Origin of the sequence: Kosakonia sp. S57 (assembly GCF_016516575.1) — a bacterium.
GTDB classification, from domain to species: domain Bacteria; phylum Pseudomonadota; class Gammaproteobacteria; order Enterobacterales; family Enterobacteriaceae; genus Kosakonia; species Kosakonia cowanii.
Genome location: NZ_JACVUL010000003.1, coordinates 97,186 through 121,368 on the forward strand (window position 1 = coordinate 97,186; position 24,183 = coordinate 121,368).

The following is a 24,183-nucleotide window of genomic DNA, read 5'->3' on the forward strand; positions in this document are numbered from 1 at the left end:
CCCATCACCTCCTGCTGCATGCTTTTTCGGGTAATAAAAAAATATGAATAACAAAATTTGGCTCATGGAAGGTTTGTCATCCCAAAAAGATATTATTCAGGGAATTAAAACCTTCGCCGCAGCGCAACATCTTCAGTTGACCGTGTATGCCTCACACCGCCATGAGCGTAATGAGATCTTATCCGTTGCAGACCACGCGCTGATCGAGCCACAAGAGGCCTCAGAGCGCCTGTCGTTTATCACCGATATTGTGGCAACACATGGGATTCACCATATTCACGCTGGCCGCAACACCCTGTGGTTTGAAGAGAACCGCGCCGCCATTGAGGCCACCGGTGTTACGCTCACTACCGGTTCCACCAGCGCAGAGTGGCTCGCATTAGCCGAAGATAAAGTCGCATTTGCCGGGCTGATGCAGCAGCACGCGCTGCCGGTCGTCCCCTCATGGCGGGTTGATTCGGTGCGCGATCTGCAAAACTACCTCGCGTCGCCGCCCTTCTCTGACAGCCCAGTCTGCGTAAAACCGGTAACCGGCATTTATGGCATGGGTTTTTGGCGTTTTGATGACACCGCAGCGGCAATGGATCTCTTCAACCATCCCGAAAACCGCACGGTTAACCCGCAGTACTATCTTGCCGCGCTCGCCAGCGCCGAATCATTTAAGCCGCTGGTATTGATGCCCTACCTGCCTGGCCCGGAATACTCCGTCGATATTTTTGCCGACAACGGCGAAATCCTCGCGGCCGTTGGTCGCAGAAAAGAGGGCGCGATTCAGTATCTGGTTAATGAAGGTGCTGCCTTCGAACTGGCCTGTGAGTGTGCCCGCGTGATGAAAGCCGACGGGCTGGTTAACGTGCAGACACGCAACGATCGTCAGGGAACGCCGCTGCTGCTGGAGATTAACATGCGCCCTTCCGGCGGGATCGGTTATACCCAACATAGTGGTGTCAACTTACCTGGCCTGTTTGCGGCGTTTAAACTTGGCCTGCTGACAAAAGATGAGGTCATCGGGCGTGCAGCATCCGCCTTTTCCCCCGTCGCCGTAAGAGCGGTGACAGACGTGCTGCTCTATCCGCAGACCCTCTCTAACCGACTGAACTAAGGCTGGATTATGTCTTTAGTGCCTGAAGATGCACGCTATCGCCGTACGCTCTCCTGCGGCGTCATCCAGGTGACGCGCAACCAGGGAGAGATCGCGCTGCAAAACCTGTTCGAAATCGCCGAGCGACGCAACCCTAAACGGGCGTTTCTCTTTGTCAGTAAAGTGCTCGGCCGCCATATTCCCGTTTCGCCTGCCATCATGCGCCAGGCTTACAGGCAGCTTGCCAGTCAGTTCCCGGCCGATCTGCCGGGCCCGGTGCTCTTTATCGGCATGGCGGAAACCGCCGTCGGGCTGGGCGCTGGCGTATTTGACGAACTGCGCCATACCTATAGAGAGTCGGTTTATCTCACGTCGACCCGCCACCCTGTCGAGGGTGAACTGCTCTGCGAGTTTAAAGAAGAGCACAGCCATGCCACCGACCATCTGATCTACTGGCCGGATGATGAAGAGAAGCGCCGCCGGGTGAGCGATGCGCGCACGCTGGTGATGATTGATGACGAAGCGACAACCGGCAACACCTTCATCAACCTGCTGGCGGCGCTCCGTGAAACCGGCCACCTGCCGCAGCTGGAGCAGGTGGTTGCCATTACGCTGACCGACTGGAGCAATAATGCGTTACCGGCGCGCTGCCCGCTGCCGGTCACGGCGGTCTCCCTTGTCAGCGGCGAATGGAGCTGGACTCCGTTTCCCGATGCGCCTGTACCGGTCATGCCCGCCGTAAATGTCACCTCCCGCGGCACGTGGGAGATCACCGGAAAACAGAGCTGGGGCCGTCTCGGGATGATCGCGCCGGCCGCCGATCTGGGCCGCGAGATCCGCGTTGCGCCGGGTGAGCGCGTGCTGGTTCTCGGCAGCGGTGAGTTTGTCTGGGAGCCGTTCCTGCTGGCCGAGCGTCTTGAAAACGCCGGCGCGCAGGCCTTTTACAGCTCGACGACCCGCTCCCCAATTGCGCTGGGCTTTGCCATCGAGTCGGTTATCTCCTTTACCGACAACTATGGTCTCGGCATTGCCAATTTTGTCTATAACGTCGGCCACCAGCGGTTTGACCGCGTGCTGCTCTGCACCGAGACGGCGGCTGAGAGTATCGATACCCAGTTGCTGACGGCGCTGGCGGATGTTGCCCCTGTCGTTGAGGTTGTTACCTATGAATAAGCCAGTCGTATTGAGCGATCTTGATGACACCCTGTTCCAGACCCGCCGCAAAATGGTCGACGAGCTGGCGCTGGAGCCTTTTCGCACCGGTGCCGTGGACCGCTCGCTGTCGCCACGCAGTTTTATGACCGAAGAGCAGGCGATGTTAGTGGACTGGCTGCTGGAGCAGGCGGAGCTTATTCCGGTTACCGCCAGGGGAACGGAAGAGATTAGCCGCGTGCAGATCCCTTTCCGCTCCTGGGCCATTACCACCCATGGCGCGGTGATCCTGACGCCAGAGGGCAAGCCCGATGAGGCGTGGAAAGCCCATATGCTCGATAAATTGTCCGCCTATGGGGAGAGGCTCGTCACCATGCAGCGCCTTATCACCGAAATGATGGAGGCGAAGGGCATCAACGCCTGGGCGAGACTCAATTATGAGTATGATGGCACACCGATCTATATGGTGATGAAACACCGGGACAGCACGCGCCTTGACGAGCTGAATGCCATTGCCGATGAGATCGAGCAGCAGTTCCCGACCGACGGTTTCTACATTCACCGCAACAGTAACAATGTCGCCTGGCTTCCGCAGCCCGTCGAGAAGGGGCTGGCCGTGAGCTGGTTGCTGGAGAAGCTGCGCGCCGAGCGCGGCATTTTCCCGGTGCTGGGTCTCGGCGACAGCCTGAGCGATCACCGTTTTATGCAGCTCTGCAGCTGGTTTGGGATGCCGCGTCAGAGCCAGTTTGCCGACGCCATTGCGCAACGCATTTTTAATGAGGGTTAACATGCAGCCACAAGCGAGCTTTTCCGGTTCCTACTTACCCGGCGACGTGGAGTTCCTGCTTCAGCCTGTCGAGATGGAGATGACCCCGGTCGATCAAAAAGAGGCGTTGATCCAGTCAGGCAAAAAGCACTACTCCGACATGCTCAGCCAGGAGCCAGCGCCGACACCGTGGCACCTCGATCTGTTTAAGCGGGCGCTCGACAGCGGTGCTGAACGGCTTGCCAGAGAGGTTACGCAGCTTGCCCGCGAACTGGCGGCACGTTTTGGCGACGAACCGGTTATTCTGGTCAGCCTTGTTCGCGCGGGCGTCCCGCTCGGCGTGATGCTGCACCAGGCACTGCGCGACATGGGCAAAAGCTCTTTTCATTACGGCATCAGTATCATTCGTGACCGTGGTATCGACAGTGAAGCGCTGAAGATTATCGAGCGTCAGCACGGCACGCGAGGCATTGTGTTTGTCGATGGCTGGACAGGTAAAGGCGCCATCACCGGGGAGCTGATCCGCACCCTCAAAGGGCGCGAGGGCTATCCGCCCCAGCCGCGTCTGGTGGTGCTGGCCGATCCCTGTGGCTGTTCATGGCTGGCGGCAAGCGACGACGACTGGCTGATCCCCTTTGGTATTATGGGTGCGCCGGTATCGGGCCTCATCTCCCGCTCGGTGTGGACTGAAACGGGGCTGCACGGCTGTGTGGTCTGCGATCATCTGCGTGAGTATGAGTGCAGCCGCATGCTGGTCGATACCGTTGCGCAGTTTCGTAAAACGCTGCGCCCCGCGAGCCTCCCTGCCCTGCACTGGGATCTGGATGCCGCGCAGGCGCTATGGCAAAAGAGCCGCGAGGTGATCACCGATCTCGCTGAGCGGTTTAACGTCGACAGCGTCAACCGTATCAAACCCGGGATTGCGGAAGCGACCCGCGCGGTGCTGCGCCGCGTACCCGATCACGTCTTTGTGCGTGCAACCGACGATCCGGACGTTGCCCTGCTCGTCGGGCTGGCGCGCGGAAAAGGCATTGCCGTTACTGAGATGGGCGCGCAGCTCGGGCAGTACCGGGCCGTCACGATAATCAAGAAGGTACTCTGATGACTACACGCCTTTCACCCTGGCATCTGGGCGCGACGCTCTACATGCCCGCCACACGTAACGATATTGCCGGGGCGATCCTCGACGGGAAGATCCCCGGCCTGCGCTCGCTGGTGATCTGTCTGGAAGACGCGGTCAGCGAAGCGGATATGCCGGATGCCCTTGCCAACCTTGCGCAGCTGTTACACACCCTCAACGCTGCTAAACAGGCCGGTGGCAATAGTGACTGGCCGCTGGTGTTCATTCGCCCGCGCCACCCTGAGATGGGGAAATGGCTGACGGAGCACCTCGATCTTTCGGCCGTTGACGGGTTTGTGCTGCCGAAATTCACCCTCAGCGCACTGCCGCTGTGGTGGGAGATTATGGGCAATACGCACCTCTGCATGATGCCTACCCTCGAAACCGAAGAGGTGTTTGACGTTGTTCAGATGCGTGAGCTGGCTATCGCCCTGCTCGCCCACCCCTGTCACAGCCGGATTATTGCGCTGCGCATCGGCGGCAACGATTTGATGAACGTGGTCTCCCTGCGTCGTCCACGCGATCTGACGCTCTACGACAGCCCGATGGGGTACGTGATCAAAATGCTGGTGTCGGTTTTTGCACCGCGTAATTTCGCGCTGACCGCGCCCGTTTGTGAACACATTGACGATCATGATGTGATGGCGCGGGAGCTGGCGCTGGATATGGCGCACGGTCTGGTCGGTAAAACGGCGATCCACCCGCGGCAGATTGCAGTCATTGAACGCGCGTTGATGGTCACTCAGGGCGAGCACTCCGACGCCCTGCGCATTCTCAACTCGACCCAGGCGGTGTTTAAATCCCAGGGGTCGATGTGCGAACCGGCAACGCACCGTCGCTGGGCCGTCGGGATTCTCGAACGCGCGCAGGTGTATGGTCTGGTGAATGAGCAAAGCGCCGATGGCATCAGGCTGCTTCCCGCGACTCAGCATCAATAAGGGCGCGCGTGATTTAGCTCATATTGAGGATCGGCCTGCTAGCATTGATGGCCATTTTGTTCAGGGAAGCGAACTGAGAGAAGAATAGCGCAACGTTAATGTCAGACGTTTGAACGCAATTGATCCACTACCTTTGAGGCAGGCTAAACCTAACGATGCAATTAAACACCAGACAGGAAAGGATTTTTAAGCTCGCCAATTTACTGGGTTCCGGTAAACCCGTCGCCGCGGCCGATATTATCACCAGCCTCGAGTGCTCGGAGCCGACGCTTACCCGGGCGCTGAAGGAGCTGCGTGAGTCCTACTCCGCGGAGATCAAGTACAGCAAGGCGGCGCACTCTTACCACCTTGTTAATCCGGGGCATCTGGATAAGAAGACCTTGCGTCGTATGAATGAAGCGCTCGCGGCGCACGCCGAGCTGAAAACCAGCGAATCGGGCGGCAGAGTTTATCTCGATAAAGATAAAAAAACCGCCGTTTCGCTCTCGCTGCGTATGCGCATCTTGCGCAAAATCGACCGCCTGGCGAATCTCAGCGGTACGACGCGCAGTGAAGCCGTGGAAAAGCTGGCCGAACGCGCCGTCGACGACCTGATTAAAGAGTTCAACGCCAAAAAGCTCGCGCGTTAACTCCCGTGCCCCGGCAGCAGGCCGGGCGCCCCTTTTTGCCTCTCTTCTTATCTTTCCCTGTTGATGCCTATAAAAGTTGGCGTCTTGACACGCATTGCACATGGTCGCCACGCTGAATGCGGACTAAACTTCGCAGAGGCCGCGCGGCATAACGCTATGTAGTTGTTGAAAAAGCGCTAATTTCATTTAAGGCTCTCTTTTTTTTCCTGCGCTTCGCTGCAATTCACAGTCTCTCCCGGCTTTCTCTGCTATTGCTGGATACAAACCTTTCATACCTCTAACAGGATTAGATAATGCGAAGATTACCCGTTTATCTGTTGCTTGATACCTCTGGTTCGATGCATGGCGAACCGATCGAAGCCGTCAAAAACGGCGTGCAGACACTCCTTACTACCCTCAAGCAAGATCCCTATGCCCTGGAAACCGCCTATGTTTCGGTGATCACCTTTGACTCATCGGCACGCCAGGCCGTTCCGCTGACCGATCTGCTGAGCTTCCAGTTACCGACCCTTGCCGCCAGCGGCACAACCTCCCTTGGTGAAGCGCTCTCGCTTGCCGCCAGCGCCATCAGCAGTGAAGTGCAGAAAACCACCGCAGATACCAAAGGTGACTGGCGACCGCTGGTGTTTCTGATGACCGACGGTTCCCCGACCGACGACTGGCGCAAAGGATTGCAGGATTTTAAATCGGCGCGCACCGGCGTCGTGGTGGCCTGCGCAGCGGGCCATGATGCGGACACCAGTGTGCTGAAAGAGATCACCGAAGTGGTGCTGCAGCTTGATACCGCCGATAGCTCATCCATCAAAGCGTTCTTCAAATGGGTCAGTGCCAGCATCTCGGTAGGCAGCCAGAAGGTGGAATCCAGCAAAAAAGAGGTGATTGGCCTCGACGATCTGCCGCCACCGCCGCCGGAAGTGAATGTCGTTTTATAACTCATCGATTAAGGGGACGTTATGTCTGTCAGTCTGAGCAAAGGCCAGGGCGTGAGCCTGAAGAAAAATGAGCACGATCTCTCCTCCGTCACCATTGGTCTGGGTTGGGATATCAACGAAGAGAAGAAAGGCTTACTGGGCGGGCTGTTTGGTAAGAAAGAGGAGGAGTATGACCTCGATGTGATCGCCTTCCTCTGTAACGCCGCAGGAAAGGTGACCGATCTCGGCAAAGTGGAGAATGGCAAACCGACGCTGGTCGATGGCGACATTATCTTTTTCAATAGTCTGCGCCATAAATCGGGCGATATCTGGCTGACGGGCGATAACCGCACCGGCGCGGGTGACGGCGACGATGAGCAGATCATCGTCAAGCTGAATGCGCTGGACGCCAGATATGAAAAAATCGTCTTTATCGTGCAGATCTATAACGGGGAAAAATTGCAGCAGCACTTCGGTAAAGTGCAAAACGCGTTTATCCGTGCCGTTGATGCCCGTAACGTTGAGATGGCGCGCTTTGATCTCTCCGGCGGGCCGAACTTTACTCACCAGCGCTCAATGGTGTTTGCCGAGCTGGTGCGTGAACCGACCGGCTGGAAGCTGAATGCCATCGGTGAACCGTCGCCTTCAGACTCCTTTGTCGCCCACCTGAGGAACTATATGTGATGCGCCGCTTACCTGTTTACCTGGTGATCGACACCTCCGGCTCGATGCGCGGCGAGTCGATTCACGCCGTTAACGTCGGTATCCAGGCGATGCTGAGCGCCCTTCGTCAGGATCCCTACGCCCTTGAAAGCGTTCATATCTCCATCATCACCTTCGATAATGCGGCGCGTGAGTTTATTCCGCTGACGCCGCTGGAGGATTTCCAGTTCGCCGACATCGTCGTGCCAAGCGCGGGAGCCACCTTTACCGGTGCGGCGCTGGAGTGCCTGATTGAGTGCGTCGACCGGGATGTGCGTCGCGCCGATGGTGACCAGAAAGGTGACTGGCGACCGCTGGTCTTCCTGATGACTGATGGCACGCCCTCTGATGCCTTCGCTTATGGCGAAGCGGTGAAAGCGATTCGCAGCCGCGCGTTTGGCTCGATCATCGCCTGTGCGGTTGGCCCGAAAGCGGGCCACGAGCATCTCAAACAGCTGACAGATAAAGTGGTGTCGCTCGAAACCCTCGACTCAACGGCCTTCGCGGGCTTCTTTAAATGGGTCTCGGCGAGCGTCTCATCGGGCAGCTCCAGCGCGGGCGTGAATAACGACTCGGATAACCTTCCGCCGCCACCGCCGGAGATCCAGCTGGTGCTGTAAGGTACAGGAGAGGCGGCTGCGCCTCTCTGCCACTCCCCTTTTGTTCGCGTTACACGGCCCTCACGAGGATAAGCAATGAGACGCCTTCCGGTATTTTTTGTCCTGGACTGCTCAGAGTCCATGATTGGTGAAAACCTGAAAAAAATGAACGATGGTCTGCAAATGATCGTCAGTGATTTAAGAAAGGATCCCCATGCGCTGGAGACCGCCTGGGTCTCGGTCATCGCCTTTGCGGGCATTGCGCGCACCATTGTTCCGCTTCATGAAATCGCCTCGTTTTATCCACCGCGCCTGCCGATTGGCGGTGGCACGCACCTTGGCGCCGCGCTGCGGGAGCTAAGCGTGCAGATCGACAGCCAGGTGAGGGTCACCACCCATGAAGTGAAAGGGGACTGGAAACCGGTGGTCTACCTGCTGACCGACGGCCGTCCGACGGATGATCCCAGCGCGGAGATCAAACGCTGGAAAGAGCACTACGCCCGCAAAGTTAACCTTATCGCGGTCGGTCTTGGCCCCTCGGCGGATCTCAATATCCTCAGGCAACTGACGGAAAATGTGATGCTGTTTACCGAGTCCCGTGAGGGTGACTTTACCCGCTTTATTAAGTGGATCACCGCCTCCGTCACCGCCCACAGCCGCAGCGTGGGTGAAGAGAAACCGCCTGAACTCAACCAGACGGAGTATATCGTCCGGCTGGCGAAAGAGGACGTTGTCCGCGCCTATGATGAGAACTGCGTGACGCTCACCGGGCGGTGCAGCAAAACCCGCCGCCCCTATCTGATGAAATATGAGCGCCCGCCGGTGAACGTCTCCGGTCTCGATTTCCGGCTTAACCTTAACAACTTCAATATTGCCGGTTGCTACCCTATCGATGAAGAGTATTTCGACTGGTCTGACGCATCCACCTACAACGTGCAGGTAAACACCCGCGATCTGCACGGCGTGCCGGGCTGCCCCCACTGCGGTAACGCCAGCGCGTTTGCCATGTGCGCCTGCGGCAAACTGCTCTGCATCGATGGGCCTGATGAGGTGGTCTGCCCATGGTGCGAAAGAGTGCTCTCCTTCAGAGATAACGGCGGAGAGTCCGATTTTGACGTCAGCAGAGGACGAGGCTAATGAGCGTTAAAAAAGAGATTATCGGCTTTATTCTCCACTCGCACGGTCATCACGTCGGCGACGAAGAGTTAGACGCGTTATCCGGGGAGCCTGCGCTGCGGGACAAACTCGACGCGTTATTAACCGAACTGGAAAACCAGCTCGCGGCCGTCGAGAGTAAGACCACAACACCGCAGGCTGAGGAGAGCGCTGAAGCGATCGAATCACCAGAAGACGCGATAACAGAACCCGACGCTGAACAGGCCGCGCCGCGCCCGGAGTTGTGGAAGCTAATGCCCTATTACGAATTTGAGACCCCGGCAAAAGCGACCCTTGACCCAACCCCGCCAGTGTTGAAACCAGGCCAGGTGCCGCCAGCGCGATCCGCTGAGGCAGAACGTCCACGACCTGCGCCCTGCGCACGTATCAGCGTGCCGAATGCCCGCGCAGGCGAAGCCTTTTGTGCCCCGTTGGTGATTACCCTTGATGATGGGCAGACGGCAACCATTAATGATGTGGTGATCCCTGACGCGTGCGGGCTTCATTTCGACAAGGTGCAGCAAGTGCTGAGCGGCGTACCGACACAGAGCGGCGATATCGAGATGCTGGTGCGCTGGTCCTGCGCCTCGCACGAAAGCGGTGAAACGCCGCTGCTGTTTGTGGTGAACCCCGATCCGCGCAGCCTGTGGAAAATCATTGAGCCGCCGGCGGATGCCCCCTACCCGAAAGCGCATGTCGAACATGAAGGGATTGTGCGTGATGGCGTGAAGATCGCCGGGGCGAGCCGCCGCGGGCGCTCCCATGAGCATGCGGGCAGCTTCCGCGATGATGACTTCTACCTCAACCACAGCGAAGAGACGGGCTGGAGCGTGATGCTGGTGGCCGATGGCGCGGGCAGCGCGGCAAACTCCCGCGAAGGGTCGCGAATTGCCGCCGAAGTGGCCGGGGAGTATCTCTTCAGCCAGTTACGCGGGCCGCGAGGCGCGGAGTTAAAGCAGCAGATCGCGCGCTGGGGCACAGAGGAGCAGCAAAACACCATTAACGCGATGCTGCACCACTTTAAGCAGGCGGCAACCCTTGCGGTTAACAGCATCTCAAATGAGGCTATTCGCGCGGAGCAGCCGGTCAAAACCTACTCCACCACGCTGCTGGCAACCGTCTCACTGCGGCTCGGCGAGCAGCTGTTTGCCGCTTCGTTCTGGCTGGGCGACGGCGCAATTGCCGCCTACAGCCCCTCGGGCAAAGTGCGCGTGTTGGGCAATCCTGACAGCGGCGAGTATGCGGGGCAGACGCGCTTTCTCGACGCGTCGATCATTGCCGATCCCGCCTTCTCCGGGCGCATCAGCGTCGGCAAGTGGCAGGATGTCTCGCATCTTATCCTGATGACCGATGGCGTCTCCGACCCGCGCTTTGAAACGGATAACGGCCTGCGCAGCGACGAGAAGTGGACGCAGCTGGTCAACGAGCTTTCACCCCTGCTTGCGGATGCCGGGCAGGCACCGGAACGTCTCGCCGAGTGGCTCAACTTTTTCTCCCCAGGCAACCATGATGACCGCACCCTTGTGCTGGCATGGTGACTGACACGCGTTACGGGTGACTGAATATGGCAAATATCGTTACATGTACAACAAAAGATGGGCAGACGGTGCAGTACGTCGACGACGTCATCGGATCGGGTTCGATGAAAGATGTCTACTTCTCGCCGGACAAGTCCTATGTGGTGGCCTTCTACCACAAGCCGCAAAACGCCCAGGCGAGAGAGCGGATTGATATGATCACCGGGCGTTACCGGCAGAATATCTTTGAGCAGGCGGGCGGGGATTACTGGAAAGATCTCTTCTGCTGGCCGACGCATGTCGTGGAACACAACAATAAAATCGGTATTGTCGTTCCCGTCTATCAGCAGCACTTCTTCTTTAAATATGGCTCGAAGAATGATGACTTCCTCGGCATCAAAGGACGCGAAAAAGAGGGGAAATGGTTCGCCAGCGCCAGTAACCAGAACAAATTCCTTGATCCGCGCGAGCGCGGCAACACCCTCACCTATCTGAAGGTCTGCCTGCTGCTGACCCGTGCGGTGAGAAGGATGCATGCCGCAGGCCTCTGCCACAGTGATTTGAGCTACAAAAACGTGCTCGTCGATCCCGAGCAGGGCCACGCCTGTATTATCGACGTCGATGGGCTGGTGGTGCCGGGAAAATACCCGCCTGATGTGGTTGGCACCCCCGATTTCATCGCGCCGGAAGTGGTGGAGACCAGCCATCTTGCGAAAGAGGATCCTAAGCGCGTGCTGCCGAGCATCGCGACGGATCGCCATGCGCTGGCGGTGCTGATCTATATGTATCTCTTTTTCCGCCACCCGCTCAGAGGTGGAAAAATCCACGATCTCGATGATGAGACACGGGACGAAACGCTGGCGATGGGCGAGCGGGCGCTGTTTATCGAACACCCGACGGACAGAAGCAATGCGGTCAAGCTTAATCAGATCTCCCCGTTTGCGCTGCCCTGGGCCGACCCGGAAAAAATTCCCTATACCATCATGGGACCTTACCTGACGCCGCTGTTCGATCGTGCGTTTATCGAGGGGTTACATAACCCCACCCGTCGCCCGACGGCTGATGAGTGGGAAAGCGCGCTGGTGAAAACCGTGGATCTGATCCAGCCCTGCCAGAACAGCAGCTGTGATCAGAAGTGGTATGTCTTCTCCGGCAAAACCAAACCGGTCTGCCCTTACTGTGGAACGCCCTACCGCGGGAAATTGCCGATTCTTAACCTCTACTCCTCCCGTAAAGCAGGCAGCTTCCGGCCTGACGATCACCGGTTAATGGTGTGGAGCGGTCAATCCCTTTACGCGTGGCATGTGAACCGGCTGATTGCGCCGAATGAGCGCACCACCGCGGAGCAGAAAAAGCGTGTTGGCTACTTTGTTTACCATAACGATCAGTGGTGGCTGGTGAACGAAGGGATTGAGGGGCTGATGTCGCTCCCGGATAAAAAGCCCATCCCGATTGGCGACAAAATCGAGCTGACGGACAACGCGCAGTTCGTTCTCTCCCAGGAAGAAGGCGGCAGGCTTGTGGTAGTTCAGCTCCTTTCTAACTGATCAACATCAACAGCAGGCAGCCTTTGCCTGCTTTTTTCACGGAGTTCACCATGCTGCCAATGCTTACCACCATCAGTGGCATTTTTTACCGGGCAATCGATCCTGCGTACCGCGATCTGGCGCTGGCGGGGTCGCGAAACGCGGGTAGATATTCGCGGGCCGATCAACCGACGCTCTACCTCAGTTCTTCGCCCGAGGGCGTCGACGCCGCGATGCAGGCGCATAAAGCGAACCGCAGCGCGCAGCAGGAGATTATTCAACTGCGCGTTCACGCCGCCCGCATTTTCGATTTACGCAACGCTGCGGCGTTATCGGCCGCCGGTATCGATCTCGCTGATGCCGTTGCGCCGTGGCAGGAGATTGTCGCTTCGGGCGGAACCCCCTCCTCCTGGCGCGTGCGTCAGCAGCTGGAAACAGTGGGTGCGGCGGGATTGATCGACCCTTCGCGCAAAGCGCCGGGTCTCTGGCATCTGGTGCTGTTTAGCTGGAATAACGGTGCCGGGCAGCCTGAGGTGGAGATCGTGACGTGAAGCCTGTGAACATAACAGATTGTTTATCAATGTAAAAAAGTATGAGAGAACGCGCTTTTTGAGCACAGATAAATCTCAGATCGTTGCAAAACCATTAATTATGGTAGGCAATTATTGTTGATCGACACTATTTTTATGCGATATTTACTCTTGTCTTGACGGTGTCTCCTGCCTAATCAAGACCCGCTCGTGACTGAGCAAAACTGATGATGTACTAAAAGAAAAAATAGTATTTTGACTCTGCTGCCCTCCCGTGAGGGCATTTTTTTTGCCTGCGATTTAATAAGGACGCTGCATCGCCATCCGCCGCTTCGCATCCAGCCCGCTTGCGGCTTCTGCGGCGATCAGGTTTTTAAGCCGTGGCGAAAGCGCCTCCTCTTTGCTCGGCTCAAACCCCAGCGAGGCGTAAAACGCAGCGTTGAATGGCGCATAGCGATCGGTGGTCAGCGACGCGCCCGCTAAACCGCGCCTCTCTCCTGCGCTCAGCAGCGCCTGCAGCAGCTGGCGACCAATCCCCTTGCGCTGCCACGCCGGGTGAACATCCATTTCGGCGATATGCAGCCAGTTATCCACGATCTGCGCCCCGGCAAAGCCAACCGGCTGTTGGTCGGCAGTCAAAGCTACCAACAGCAGCCCTTCGCGGGATAACTGTTCGAGATCTTCAAGGCTGGAGGCCGCCGGTTCACCGCTTACCGCCCCGGCGGCCCGCAGCGTCTCAAAAGCGGCGAGTTCAATCTCTCTTAGCGCGGCGAGATGCCCGGCGCGGGCTGGCGCAATGGTGATGTCATTCATTGGGTTCCTGAATTATTCGAAGCAATCAACTCACTGTCGATTATCTCTTTAACCACCCCTTCTGTCTGCCAGCGCGTCAGCTTCTCCACTACCGTGTGAAAGAGCGCATCCTGCTGGCGCGGCAGGCAGATCGCCTGGGCAATCTGCATAAAATCATCCTCCAGCACACGGTAGCCGGGGTGTTGAGCCGCCGTTTGCTCAAGGGGCTGGCGGATCCCGGCCACCATATCGCCCTCACCACTTAGAAAAGCCTCGATCGCCGCCTGGGATGAACTCAGGCGATTGAGCGTGGCGTGATCAAGCTCGCGGGTTAAGTAGAGATCGTAGGCCGCGCCCCGGCCGACGTTTATCACCACGCCGGGTTTATCCATCTGCGCCACGCTCTGCCACGGGCTTTGCGCCTTGACCAGCGCCGTGCCCTGAATGGTGATATAGGGCTGGGTAAAGCGTAATGTCTCTTCGCGTTTCGGATCGACGGCAAGGAAAGCGATATCCCAGACACCGTTCTCTGCATCCTCCACCACTTTTCCGGCGGTCGGATAGGTAATAAATTGCGCCTCTTTTGCCATATCGGCGGCAATCCGCCGGGCAAGTTCTACGGTGATCCCGGCAGGCTCACCCGCCGCGGTCTGGCGGGCAAGCACGGCGTTACCTAAATTGATGGCGAAACGAAGCGGTTGACTGGCTGACATAGTGCTTCTCCTGAAAGCAGTTTATGCCTTCAAAAGATAGCAGACGGGCGTCACTGCTGGCGGGCAATCAACCTTTTCAGCTCGGGAATACAGGAACCGCAGTTGGTGCCGCACTTAAGCTTTTCACCAAGGCGCGAGACGCTGTTGCACCCGGACTGAATCGCCTCGCCGATCGCCCGCTCACCGACAGCAAAACAGCTACAGATTGTCGCACCGGCAGGCGCTTTGCCGCTGGCGCTGCGCCCGGCCAGCAGCGCCAGCCGTTGTGCGGCGCTTTGTGGCGGCCGGGAAAAGGCGGCGATCACCGCTGCCCGGTCCGGCTGCGGGCGCTGGCGGTGCGCGTAAAAGGCCAGTTGCAGTTCGCCATCCGCCCAGGCGAGTAGATTAAACCCCTCGTCGCCAAGAGTGGCAGGCTGGCACAGCCAGGCGTCAGCCAGAACATGTTCACGCAGCCACGCCATCCATGATGTTGGCCACGCACTGTCCGCGAGCGCAAAGTGCGTCACGCCGGGCTGAGTGATGCGGCTCCAGTAGGCGGTTTTCGGCGCGGAAAGCGTATCTTCACGCAGAAAGAGTTCGCCCTGCCAGGCGGCCTGCCAGCGCTGAATATTGACCGGCATCTGTTTGCTCTCCGGCTGGCCGGAAAGGGGATCGGTCTCGGCGGCAATCAGCGCATCGACTCTCGCCTGCTGGCTGAAGGCGCTGTTCCAGTGCATCGGCACAAACACCCGTCCGCGCGGTTGCAGCGCATCCGGCTGCGCGCGCAGCAGCAGCCAGCCGTGTGTTGATGAAACGCGCAGCAGATCGTCGGCGCTAATTTGCGGCGCATCGTCGGGGTGAAACTGGCAAAACGGTTCGCTGATATGCTGCATCAGCCGGGAAGACTTACCGCTGCGCGTCATGGTGTGCCACTGATCGCGGATGCGCCCGGTGTTCATCACCAGCGGCCAGCGCGGCGTCGTTGGGTTGGTGGGCAGACGCGGCGTTACGGCAATCAGGCGTGCCTTCTCGTCGGCAAAAAAGAAGCGATTATCGGTAAATAAGCGCGCCGTGCCGTGGGGATGCAGCCCATTCACTGGCCACTGAATGGGCTTAAGATCGTCCCACTGTTGGTGGGTGAGCGTCGCCAGGCCGCTGATATCAAACGCCCGCGTGCCCTCATTTTCAAACCCCGACAGTGCGGCATGCTCACAAAAGATCTCCGACGGGTGCTGCCAGCTAAAGGCGTCGGCAAACCCCATGCGCTGCGCCACCTGGCTTATGATCCACCAGTCGGCGCGCGCCTCGCCCGGCGGCGGCAGAAAGGCGCGCTGGCGGGAGATGCAGCGCTCAGAGTTGGTAACGGTGCCGTTTTTCTCACCCCACGCCAGCGCTGGCAGGCGGATATGCGCTGCGCGAGTGGTATCGGTGTCGCGCATCACGTCCGAGACAATCACCAGCTCGCAGCGCGCCAGGCCGGCGCGCACCCGATCGGCATCCGGCAGCGAGACCAGCGGGTTAGTGCCCATAATCCACACCGCTTTTATCTCGCCCTTTTCCACGGCGCGAAAGAGATCGACGGCATTCAGTCCGGGATTTTTTGTGACGTTGTCACTCTTCCAGAAGCGCCCGACGCGGTCGACCTCCTGCGGCGAGAAGCCCATATGTGAAGCCAGCTGGTTAGCCAGCCCGCCCACTTCCCGGCCGCCCATCGCATTTGGCTGACCGGTTATCGAAAACGGCCCGCATCCTGCGCGGCCAATTTTTCCCGTCGCTAAGTGAAGGTTAATAATGGCGTTGCACTTATCAACGCCGGAGGTGGACTGGTTAATCCCCATTGAGTAGAGCGTCACCAGCGTATCGCTGGCGGCAATCATCTGGTAAAAGGCCCGCAGCGCCTCCTGCGGCAGCTGGCAATAGTCGGCGGTGCGCTCAGGCGTCCACTCCCCGACCGCCGCCAGCGTCTGCGCTGCGCCAGTGGTGTAATGGTTGAGAAACTCCCGGTCGAGCTTGCCCTGCTGCGCCATAAAATGGAGCGCGCCGCAAAACAGCGCCGCATCGCTGCCGGGGCGCAGCGGCAGGTGGAGGTCGGCGAGATCGCAGGTGGCGGTGATGCGCGGGTCGATAACGATAATGCGCATCTCCGGGCGCGCCTGTTTGGCTCTCATCAGCCGCTGGTAAACCACCGGGTGCGCCCAGGCGGTGTTTGAGCCGGTGAGGATCACGCACTCGGCAAGCTCCAGATCCTCATAGCTGCAGGGCACCGCATCGGCACCAAACGCCCGTTTATAGCCGACCACCGCCGAGGCCATACAGAGGCGCGAGTTGGTATCCATATTGCCGCTGCCGATAAACCCCTTCATCAGCTTATTGGCGACATAGTAATCCTCCGTCAGCAACTGGCCGGAGCCGTAAAAGGCCACTGCCTGCGGGCCGAACTGCGCAATCACCCGCTGCAACCCTTCCGCCACCGCATCCAGCACGCGCTCCCAGCTTACCGGCTGCTGGTCGATCTCCGGCTGCAACAGTCGCCCGGCGAGATCCAGCGTTTCACCCAGCGCGCTGCCCTTCACACAGAGCCGCCCGTGGTTCGCCGGGTGCAACGTATCGCCCTGGGCGCTAAACCCTTGTCCTTCAGGCTGCATACGCACCCCGCACCCGACGCCGCAGTAAGCGCAGGTGGTGGAGACCGCCGCGCCCGTCACAGGCTCACCGTGGCGATGCGCTGTTCGCGCCCTGCCGCGACGCTTTGCGGCTGCGCCAGCACCCACACGCGCCCGCCCTCCACTTTCACCGGCCAGACGCTGAGCGCGGTCTGCTCATCATCGAGGCTGCGGCCATCGCGCAGGCGAAAACGCTGCTTATAGAGCGGCGAAATCACCACCGGTTCGCCGTTAACATCCCCCAACAGGCCGCGCGCCAGCACGTTTGCCTCGCTATCCGGTTCGTGGTTGCTGAGGGCAAACACCTGCTGCGGATGATCCGGCAGATGGAAGAGCGCGATTTGCTGATGACCGAGCCGCGCCGCCATCCCCGCATGGTGCGGGATCGCCGATAATGCGCAGAGATCGACCCAGCCCTGCGGCAGCAGTTTGTGTCCAGCAGAAGGCAGCGCGGCGCGCTCCTGCGCCGTTGCCGGGCGGATCTGCTGGCGCTCCGGCACCATCACCACCCCTTCATCGGGCTGGTCGCTGTTGACAAACGGGCGGAACAGCGCCAGCCGATCCGGGTCCGAGAGCGTGGTTTGCCACTCACACTGATAAGCGTCGATCACCGTCTGCATCTCGCTCTCCAGCTCGGCGGCGATGTTCAGGCTATCCTCCAGCACCACTTCGCGCAGGTAAGCCATGCCGCCGTCGAGATTATCCATCCAGGTGCTGGTGCGTTGCAGGCGGTCAGCGGTGCGGATGTAGAACATTAAAAAGCGATCGACGGTGCGGATTAACGCCTCGGTGCTTAGATCCTGCGCCAGCAGATCGGCGTGGCGCGGCTTCATGCCGCCATTGCCGCAGACATAGAGGTTCCAGCCCTTCTCGGTGGCGATCACACCAACGTCCTTACTCTGCGCTTCGGCGCATTCGCGGGTGCAGCCGGAGACCGCCATCTTGATTTTATGCGGCGAGCGCAGCCCTTTGTAACGGTGCTCCAGTTGCAGCGCCAGCGCGGTGGAGTCCTGCACGCCATAGCGGCACCAGCTGGAGCCGACGCAGGATTTCACCGTGCGCAGAGATTTGCCATAGGCATGCCCGGTCTCAAACCCGGCTTCAACCAGCAGCTGCCAAATCTCCGGCAGCTGTTCGAGGCGCGCGCCAAACAGATCGACGCGCTGGCCGCCGGTAATCTTGGTATAGAGGTTATAGCGCCGCGCAATCTGCCCGATGGCAATTAACCCGTCCGGCGTGATCTCGCCTGCGGGAATGCGCGGCACCACAGAGTAGGTACCATCTTTCTGGATATTGGCAAAAAAGCGGTCGTTGGTATCCTGCAACGGCAGGTGCTGCGGCTTCAGCAGGTACTCATTCCAGCAGGAGGCGAGCACCGAGCCAACCAGCGGCTTGCAGATCTCGCACCCGTGCCCGCGCCCATGTTTCGCCAGCAGTTCGTCAAAGGTGCGGATATTACCCACCCGCACCAGGTGGTAGATCTGCTGGCGCGAGTACGGGAAGTGTTCGCAGAGATCCTTTTTCACCTCGACGCCCATCTCTTCAAGCGCAAACTCCATCACCTGTTTGGTGAGCGCTGCGCAGCCGCCGCAGCCGGTCGCCGCTTTGGTGCAGGATTTTATCGCCGCCATATCGCCACTGCCGCTATTCACTGCCGCGCAGATATCCGCTTTGCTGACGTTATGACAGGAGCAGATCTGCGCGCTGTCAGGTAACGCCGCAACGCCGAGCGTTGGCGCTGCCTCCCCGCTGCTGGCAGGCAGGATCAGCGTCTCGGGCCTCGCGGGCAGCGGCATCTCATTGAGCATCATCTGCAATAGCGCGCTGTAAGACTCGCTGTCGCCAATCAGCACCGCGCCGAGCAGCTTTTTGCCATCCTCTGAGACGACAATTTTTTTGTAGATCTCCGCCGGGCCATCAACCCAGCTGTAGCTCTCACTCCCCGGCGTGCGGCCGTGGGCATCGCCAATCGACGCCACTTCAACGCCGAGCAGCTTCAGCTTGGTGCTCATATCCGCGCCGGTAAATGCCGCTTCACCGTCTGCCAGTGTCTCCGCCAGCGTGCGCGCCATCTGATACCCTGGCGCGACGAGGCCGAAAATCTGCCCATTCCACAGCGCGCACTCGCCAATGGCGAAGATGTCAGGATCGGAGGTGCGGCACTGATCATCAATCACAATGCCGCCGCGCGGCCCAATCGCCAGCCCGCAGTCGCGCGCCAGGTTGTCGCGCGGGCGAATGCCTGCCGAGAAGAGCACCAGATCGGTTTCCAGAAAAGTGCCATCGGCAAAGTTCATGCGATAGCGGCTGGTCTCTCCGGCGACGATTTCGCGCGTCTCTTTGCCGGTATGCACCTGCACGCCAAGGGCTTCGATTTTGCGCCGCAGCATCGCTGCCCCGCCTTCATCCAGCTGCACGCCCATCAGCCGCGGCGCAAACTCCACCACATGGGTTTGCAGGCCGAGGTTTTGCAGCGCGTTCGCCGCTTCCAGCCCAAGCAGGCCGCCGCCGACCACCACGCCACGCTTGCCCTCGTCGGCACAGGCTTTGATCGCCGCCAGATCGTCGAGGGTGCGATAGACCAGGCACCCCGGCGCATCATTACCGGGGATCGGTGGAACAAAAGGCGATGAACCGGTAGCCAGCACCAGCCGATCCCAGGCCGTCTGGCGACCCCGTTTATCGACGACAAAACGGTGCTGAAGGTCGATCTGCGTAATCCCCTGATTCAGGCGCAGCTCAATGCCGGTGGTCTCGAAAAAGCCCTCTTCCACCATCGACAGCGATGCGGCGCTGCGCCCGGAAAACCAGGCGGAGAGATGCACGCGGTCATAGGCCGGAACCGACTCCTCGGCAAAGACAATCACCTGGTAACGCAGATGCAGTTCGCGCTCCACCAGTTGTTGCAGAAATTGGTGGCCGACCATGCCGTGTCCGGCAACAACTAAAACAGGTTTTGACATCACATCGCTCCTCGCTACCTCAGTGGATAACGGCTGGTTCAGAATGGGGGGAAGATCCTCTTCAGGGGTAAACAGGCTTGGCTGACCGGGGGTATTAAGCCGGGCGAAGTAACCCGGCCCGTCGCTGATATCGCCCCACAACAGCACGCCGCGCAGCTGGTTATTGCTTATCACCAGGCGGCGGTAATCGCCGGTAAACGGATCGGTTGCGGTGTAAAGCGCATCGCCGTCGCGCGCCCCGGCGCAGTAGAGATCGAGGCCGCTCACTTTCAGGCGCAGCGGCACCGCTTCAAGCGCGAACGGCGCGTCCGCTTCACCAACAAGCCTGGCGACAAGGGTCTCCGCCTGCCGCCAGCAGGGCGCCACCAGCCCGAAGGTGATCTCACCGAACTGGCAGCACTCGCCGATCGCTGAAATCGCCGCATCGTTGGTGCGCAAGTGACCATCCACCAGAATGCCGCGATCGCACGCCAGCCCGGCGGCCTGCGCGAGGGCGATATTCGGCCGCACGCCGGCACAGACCACCACTGCCTGCGCCGGGATCCGCCGTCCATCAAGCAACTCCACCGCGCTGATTCGCCCCTTGGCATCGGCGCAGCAGGCGCGCGTCTCTGCCACCAGCAGCGTGTCGATGCCGCGTGCGTTGAGGCTCTCTTCCAGCAGCGTTGCCGCGTGCGCATCGAGCTGTTGATCCATCAGGTGCGGGCCGCGATGCACAATCACGCTGTGAATACCGCGCTGCGCCAGCGCCGCCGCGGCTTCAATTCCCAGCACCCCGCCGCCCAGCACCACGGCTGTTTCTCCGGCGCTGAGCTGGCTCAGCATCGCCTCAACATCCGCCTGCTGGCGAAAGGCGTAGACGCCGGGCAGATCGATGCCGGGCAGCGGCGGCATAAAGGGGCGTGAACCCGTGGCGATCACCAACTGGTCGTAAGCGAGTGATTCCCCGCCAACGCACACGGTGCGGGCGGCGCGATCGATCGCCGTCACCGGCTGACCCGCAAGCCGCGTCACACCGTGGCGGGCATACCAGGCTTCGTCATGCGTCACAATCTCATCGAAGGTTTTCTCGCCCGCCAGCACCGGCGTCAGCAGAATGCGGTTATAGGCCGCTCTCGCCTCCTCATCGATCAGCACAATGTGAAAGCGGTCAGGCGCGCGTTCGCAGAGCTGTGCCACCAGTCGCGCACCCGCCATGCCGTTGCCAATCACTATCAGACGCGGTTTCTCCATCGGCGTACTCCTCAGGCCACGGCTTTATGTTTTTCATGCAGGAAGTGCAGCACCTGCTGGCGGTAGTGATGAAACTGCGCATCGTTAGCCAGCGCCAGCCGTGAGCGCGGACGCGGCAGCGTCACCTCCAGCACCTCGCCCACTTTCGCCGCCGGGCCGTTGGTCATCATCATTACCCGGTCCGAGAGCAGCACCGCTTCGTCGACGTCATGGGTGATCAGCACAATGGTGGTGTTGAGCTGGGTCTGGATCTCCATCACCGCATCCTGCAAATGGGCGCGCGTCAGGGCATCGAGTGCGCCGAAAGGCTCATCCATCAGCAGCACTTTCGGCTTCATCGCCAGCGCGCGGGCAATACCGACGCGCTGCTTCATGCCGCCGGAGATCTCGCCGGGGCGCTTATGCATCGCATGCCCCATATGCACCAGTTCGAGGTTGTGGGCGATCCACGCTTGCATCTCGCTTTTGTTCATCTCGCCTTTAAACACCTGTTGTACCGCCAGCGCGACATTCTCCGCCGCCGTCAGCCACGGCAGCAGGGAGTGATTTTGAAACACCACCCCGCGCTCGGGGCCGGGGCCGACGATCTCCTGGTTATCGCATAGCAAAACCCCCTGCGTCGGGCGGCTCAGCCCGGCAATCAGGTTCAAGAGCGTTGATTTCCCGCAGCCGGAGTGACCAATCAGGCTCACCGTCTCTCCCTGGGCGATGGTAAAGCTGACATCATCAAGGGCGACAAACGGCCCGCTGGCGGTGGCAAAGGTTTGGGTCACGTTTTCGACCCGGATAATGGCGTGCGTCTTTTTCATTTATGACTCCCGGCGAGTGTCGTAGCTAAAACGGCGGGCAATGGCCATCAGCCCCTGCTCCAGCGCCATCCCCACCACGCCAATCAGCAGAATGGCGATGATGATGTTTTGCACATTGAGGTTGTTCCACTCATTCCAGATCCAGAAACCGATGCCGACGCCGCCGGTCAGCATCTCGGCGGCGACAATCACCAGCCAGGCGATACCGATCGATAAGCGCACACCGGTGAGGATGTGCGGCAGCACGGCGGGAAAGAGGATTTTGCGCATCATGGTGAACTCACTGAGCTTCAAAACGCGCGCGACGTTGAGGTAATCCTGCGGAATACGCATTACCCCTTCGGCGGTGTTGAGGATCATCGGCCAGATGGAGCAGATAAAAATCGTCCATGTCGAGGCCGGTTCGGCGCGCTGAAACAGCAGCAGGCCAATCGGCAGCCAGGCCAGCGGGCTGACCGGGCGCAGCAGCGCGATCAGCGGGCCAAACATGCGGGCGATAAAGCGAAAGCGGCCAATCAGAAAGCCGACGGGAATGCCGACCAGCGCCGCCAGACCAAAGCCGAGCGCCACGCGCTCAAGGGAGGCGAGCACGTTCCAGCCGATGCCCATATCATTCGGCCCGTCGATATAAAACGGCTCGGCGAAGAGCGTTTTCGCCGCTTCCCAGGTTTGCAGCGGTGTCGGAAAGCCTTTGCTGTTGAGCGCCGCCACCTGCCAGATGGCGATCAGCACAACTGCGCCGAGCAGGCCGGGAATTGCGGCGGTAATAAAGCGTTGCAGCATACTGCGCAGGCGGTTTACCGGCGCGCGTTTTGCCACTAAAGGCGCAGCCTGTGGCGCGGCGGTTTTCAGCGGCACAATCGCCGCGCTCTGCGGCGTTGGCTCCAGCGGGATCACTTTCGGTTGGGTGTTCGCAGACATTCTTGGCCTCACTTAGCGGTGGATGGCAAAACTGTTGGCGTAGGCCGCAGGATCGCTGCCGTCCCACACTTTTCCGTCAATCAGGGTGCTGCTGCGCATCGAGCTTGTGGGCACGCTGATACCGCCCACCGCCGTTGCAGCCTGTTTGTAGAGTTCGCTGCGGTTGATCTGGCGCGCGACGGCGAGGTAGTCCGGATCGCTTTTCAGCAGGCCCCAGCGTTTTTGCTGGGTCAGAAACCAGATGCCGTCGGAGAGCCACGGGTAGCTCACCGCGCCATCGTTGAAGAAGCGCATCGCATGGGCGTCCTGCCACGTCTTCCCTAATCCATCTTCATAGTGGCCGAGCATCCGCCCTTCGATGGTCTCAACGGCGGTGTTGATATAGGCGCGGGCGGCGATGGTTTTTGCCGTTTCGCGGCGGTTTTCATCGGAGGCATCGATCCAGCGCGAGGCCTCCAGCACCGCGGCGGTCAGGGCGCGCGCCGCATTGCCGTTTGCCGAGACCCACGCCGAGGTGGTGCCGAGCACCTTTTCCGGGTGATCGGGCCAGATCTGCTGGCTGGTGGCGGCGGTAAAGCCGATGCCGTCAAGAATGGCGCGCTGGTTCCACGGCTCGCCGACACAGTAGCCGCTCATATTGCCAATCTTCATGTTCACCACCATCTGCGGCGGCGGCACCACCACATTGCGCACATCGGCAAAGGGATCGATCCCGGCATTCGCCAGCCAGTAGTAGAGCCACATGGCGTGGGTGCCGCTCGGGAAGGTCTGCGCAAAGGTGTAGGTGCCCTGCGGGCTGGCGGCGATCACCTTTTTCAGCGATGCGCCATCGGTAACGCCCGCTGCTTTCAGTTGGTTCGATAAGGTGATCGCCTGACCGTTGTTGTTGAGGGTCATCAGCACCGCCATCTCGCGCTGCGGGCCAGAGACGCCAAGCTGTAAGCCGTAGACCATGCCGTAAAGCACATGGGCGGCATCGAGTTCGCCGGAGAGCAGCTTGTCGCGCACCGAGGCCCAGCTCGACTCTTTACTCGGGATAATGGTGATGCCGTACTTCTCATCAAACTTCTTCACCGCCGCCATCACCACCGGGGCGCAGTCGGTGAGCGGGATAAAGCCGACGCGCAGGGTCTTCTTCTCCGGTGCGTCCGAGCCTGCCGCCCATACGCTGTTCATCAGGCCCGGGATCAGCAGGCTGCCGCCCAGCGCCGCGCTGCCCGCCAGAAAGCGGCGGCGCGAAAGTTTACTCACGGTGTTGTCATCGTCTTGCGTCATTGCGGCATCCTGTCAGTTGAAAAGGGGCAAAAAAAAAGCGTCCGGTTAGCGCTCAGTCTCCTGAACGCTAACGGACGCCTTTATCCGGGAAGTGATGCTGACCGCCATTAGCCAGCACCTTCGTAGATAAGATAAGCAGAATGTGTGCCAGGTTTCTGATGCCTGTAAAAACAGGCGATTAGCGATTTGGCTCACACAATTTGCACCGC

20 protein-coding genes are annotated in these 24,183 nt (G+C 59.7%); 13 read left to right on the forward strand and 7 right to left on the reverse strand.

The window, feature by feature from the left end; translation table 11 throughout:
* Positions 1-43 precede the first annotated feature (43 nt).
* From IAE48_RS03720 to IAE48_RS03780, 13 genes are all read left to right on the forward strand, one after another.
* On the forward strand, positions 44-1,102 hold the full coding sequence (locus IAE48_RS03720) for an ATP-grasp domain-containing protein (protein ID WP_200133523.1): 1,059 nt from the start codon (positions 44-46) through the stop codon (positions 1,100-1,102).
* A 9-nt stretch (positions 1,103-1,111) separates the two neighbouring features.
* A complete protein-coding gene (locus IAE48_RS03725) occupies positions 1,112-2,254 on the forward strand; it encodes a phosphoribosyltransferase domain-containing protein (RefSeq protein ID WP_200133524.1) in 1,143 nt (380 codons plus the stop codon).
* Positions 2,247-3,020, forward strand: a complete 774-nt coding sequence (locus tag IAE48_RS03730) for a hypothetical protein (RefSeq protein WP_054804158.1) — start codon at positions 2,247-2,249, stop codon at positions 3,018-3,020. Before IAE48_RS03725 ends, IAE48_RS03730 begins: the two co-directional genes overlap by 8 nt.
* A gap of 1 nt (position 3,021) precedes the next feature.
* Positions 3,022-4,101, forward strand: a complete 1,080-nt coding sequence (locus IAE48_RS03735; RefSeq protein WP_200133525.1) for a cysteine protease StiP family protein — start codon at positions 3,022-3,024, stop codon at positions 4,099-4,101.
* Entirely contained in the window at positions 4,101-5,057 is a 957-nt protein-coding gene (locus tag IAE48_RS03740; protein WP_200133526.1) for an HpcH/HpaI aldolase/citrate lyase family protein, read from the forward strand. The genes IAE48_RS03735 and IAE48_RS03740 overlap by 1 nt, the downstream gene beginning before the upstream one ends.
* A gap of 155 nt (positions 5,058-5,212) precedes the next feature.
* Positions 5,213-5,686, forward strand: a complete 474-nt coding sequence (locus IAE48_RS03745) for a hypothetical protein (RefSeq protein ID WP_042716798.1) — start codon at positions 5,213-5,215, stop codon at positions 5,684-5,686.
* A gap of 293 nt (positions 5,687-5,979) precedes the next feature.
* Positions 5,980-6,618 carry a VWA domain-containing protein gene (locus IAE48_RS03750; protein ID WP_023478652.1) on the forward strand — a complete coding sequence of 213 codons (639 nt, stop codon included), beginning with the start codon at positions 5,980-5,982 and terminating at the stop codon, positions 6,616-6,618.
* A 21-nt stretch (positions 6,619-6,639) separates the two neighbouring features.
* Positions 6,640-7,281 (forward strand): TerD family protein, encoded by a 642-nt coding sequence (locus tag IAE48_RS03755; RefSeq protein WP_023478766.1) that lies wholly within the window; start codon positions 6,640-6,642, stop codon positions 7,279-7,281.
* Positions 7,281-7,919: a VWA domain-containing protein gene (locus IAE48_RS03760; RefSeq protein WP_042716801.1), complete on the forward strand. Its 639-nt coding sequence runs from the start codon at positions 7,281-7,283 to the stop codon at positions 7,917-7,919. The genes IAE48_RS03755 and IAE48_RS03760 overlap by 1 nt, the downstream gene beginning before the upstream one ends.
* A gap of 75 nt (positions 7,920-7,994) precedes the next feature.
* Positions 7,995-9,035 carry a TerY-C metal binding domain-containing protein gene (locus IAE48_RS03765; protein WP_042716803.1) on the forward strand — a complete coding sequence of 347 codons (1,041 nt, stop codon included), beginning with the start codon at positions 7,995-7,997 and terminating at the stop codon, positions 9,033-9,035.
* Positions 9,035-10,591 carry a PP2C family serine/threonine-protein phosphatase gene (locus IAE48_RS03770; RefSeq protein ID WP_200133527.1) on the forward strand — a complete coding sequence of 519 codons (1,557 nt, stop codon included), beginning with the start codon at positions 9,035-9,037 and terminating at the stop codon, positions 10,589-10,591. The genes IAE48_RS03765 and IAE48_RS03770 overlap by 1 nt, the downstream gene beginning before the upstream one ends.
* Before the next feature lie 26 nt (positions 10,592-10,617).
* Entirely contained in the window at positions 10,618-12,117 is a 1,500-nt protein-coding gene (locus IAE48_RS03775; RefSeq protein WP_200133528.1) for a helix-hairpin-helix domain-containing protein, read from the forward strand.
* A gap of 50 nt (positions 12,118-12,167) precedes the next feature.
* Positions 12,168-12,647, forward strand: a complete 480-nt coding sequence (locus IAE48_RS03780; protein ID WP_200133529.1) for an RES family NAD+ phosphorylase — start codon at positions 12,168-12,170, stop codon at positions 12,645-12,647.
* Between the two features lie 279 nt (positions 12,648-12,926).
* Here the strand turns inward: IAE48_RS03780 and IAE48_RS03785 are convergent, their stop codons facing one another.
* From IAE48_RS03785 to IAE48_RS03815, 7 genes are read right to left on the reverse strand one after another with little or no spacing between them, the layout of a single operon-like run.
* Positions 12,927-13,439: a GNAT family N-acetyltransferase gene (locus IAE48_RS03785; RefSeq protein WP_200133530.1), complete on the reverse strand. Its 513-nt coding sequence runs from the start codon at positions 13,437-13,439 to the stop codon at positions 12,927-12,929.
* Entirely contained in the window at positions 13,436-14,131 is a 696-nt protein-coding gene (locus IAE48_RS03790) for a transporter substrate-binding domain-containing protein (protein WP_200133531.1), read from the reverse strand. Before IAE48_RS03790 ends, IAE48_RS03785 begins: the two co-directional genes overlap by 4 nt.
* A gap of 50 nt (positions 14,132-14,181) precedes the next feature.
* Complete coding sequence (locus tag IAE48_RS03795; RefSeq protein ID WP_370568942.1) at positions 14,182-16,815, reverse strand: molybdopterin-dependent oxidoreductase; 2,634 nt, start codon at positions 16,813-16,815, stop codon at positions 14,182-14,184.
* Entirely contained in the window at positions 16,812-20,969 is a 4,158-nt protein-coding gene (gene nirB / locus IAE48_RS03800) for a nitrite reductase large subunit NirB (RefSeq protein ID WP_200133532.1), read from the reverse strand. The genes IAE48_RS03795 and nirB overlap by 4 nt, the downstream gene beginning before the upstream one ends.
* An 11-nt stretch (positions 20,970-20,980) precedes the next feature.
* Positions 20,981-21,778: an ABC transporter ATP-binding protein gene (locus IAE48_RS03805; protein ID WP_200133533.1), complete on the reverse strand. Its 798-nt coding sequence runs from the start codon at positions 21,776-21,778 to the stop codon at positions 20,981-20,983.
* Positions 21,779-22,699 carry a nitrate ABC transporter permease gene (gene ntrB / locus IAE48_RS03810; protein WP_200133534.1) on the reverse strand — a complete coding sequence of 307 codons (921 nt, stop codon included), beginning with the start codon at positions 22,697-22,699 and terminating at the stop codon, positions 21,779-21,781. It abuts the gene before it with no gap.
* Positions 22,700-22,711: 12 nt separating this feature from the next.
* A complete protein-coding gene (locus tag IAE48_RS03815) occupies positions 22,712-23,974 on the reverse strand; it encodes a CmpA/NrtA family ABC transporter substrate-binding protein (RefSeq protein ID WP_042714883.1) in 1,263 nt (420 codons plus the stop codon).
* Positions 23,975-24,183 lie beyond the last annotated feature (209 nt).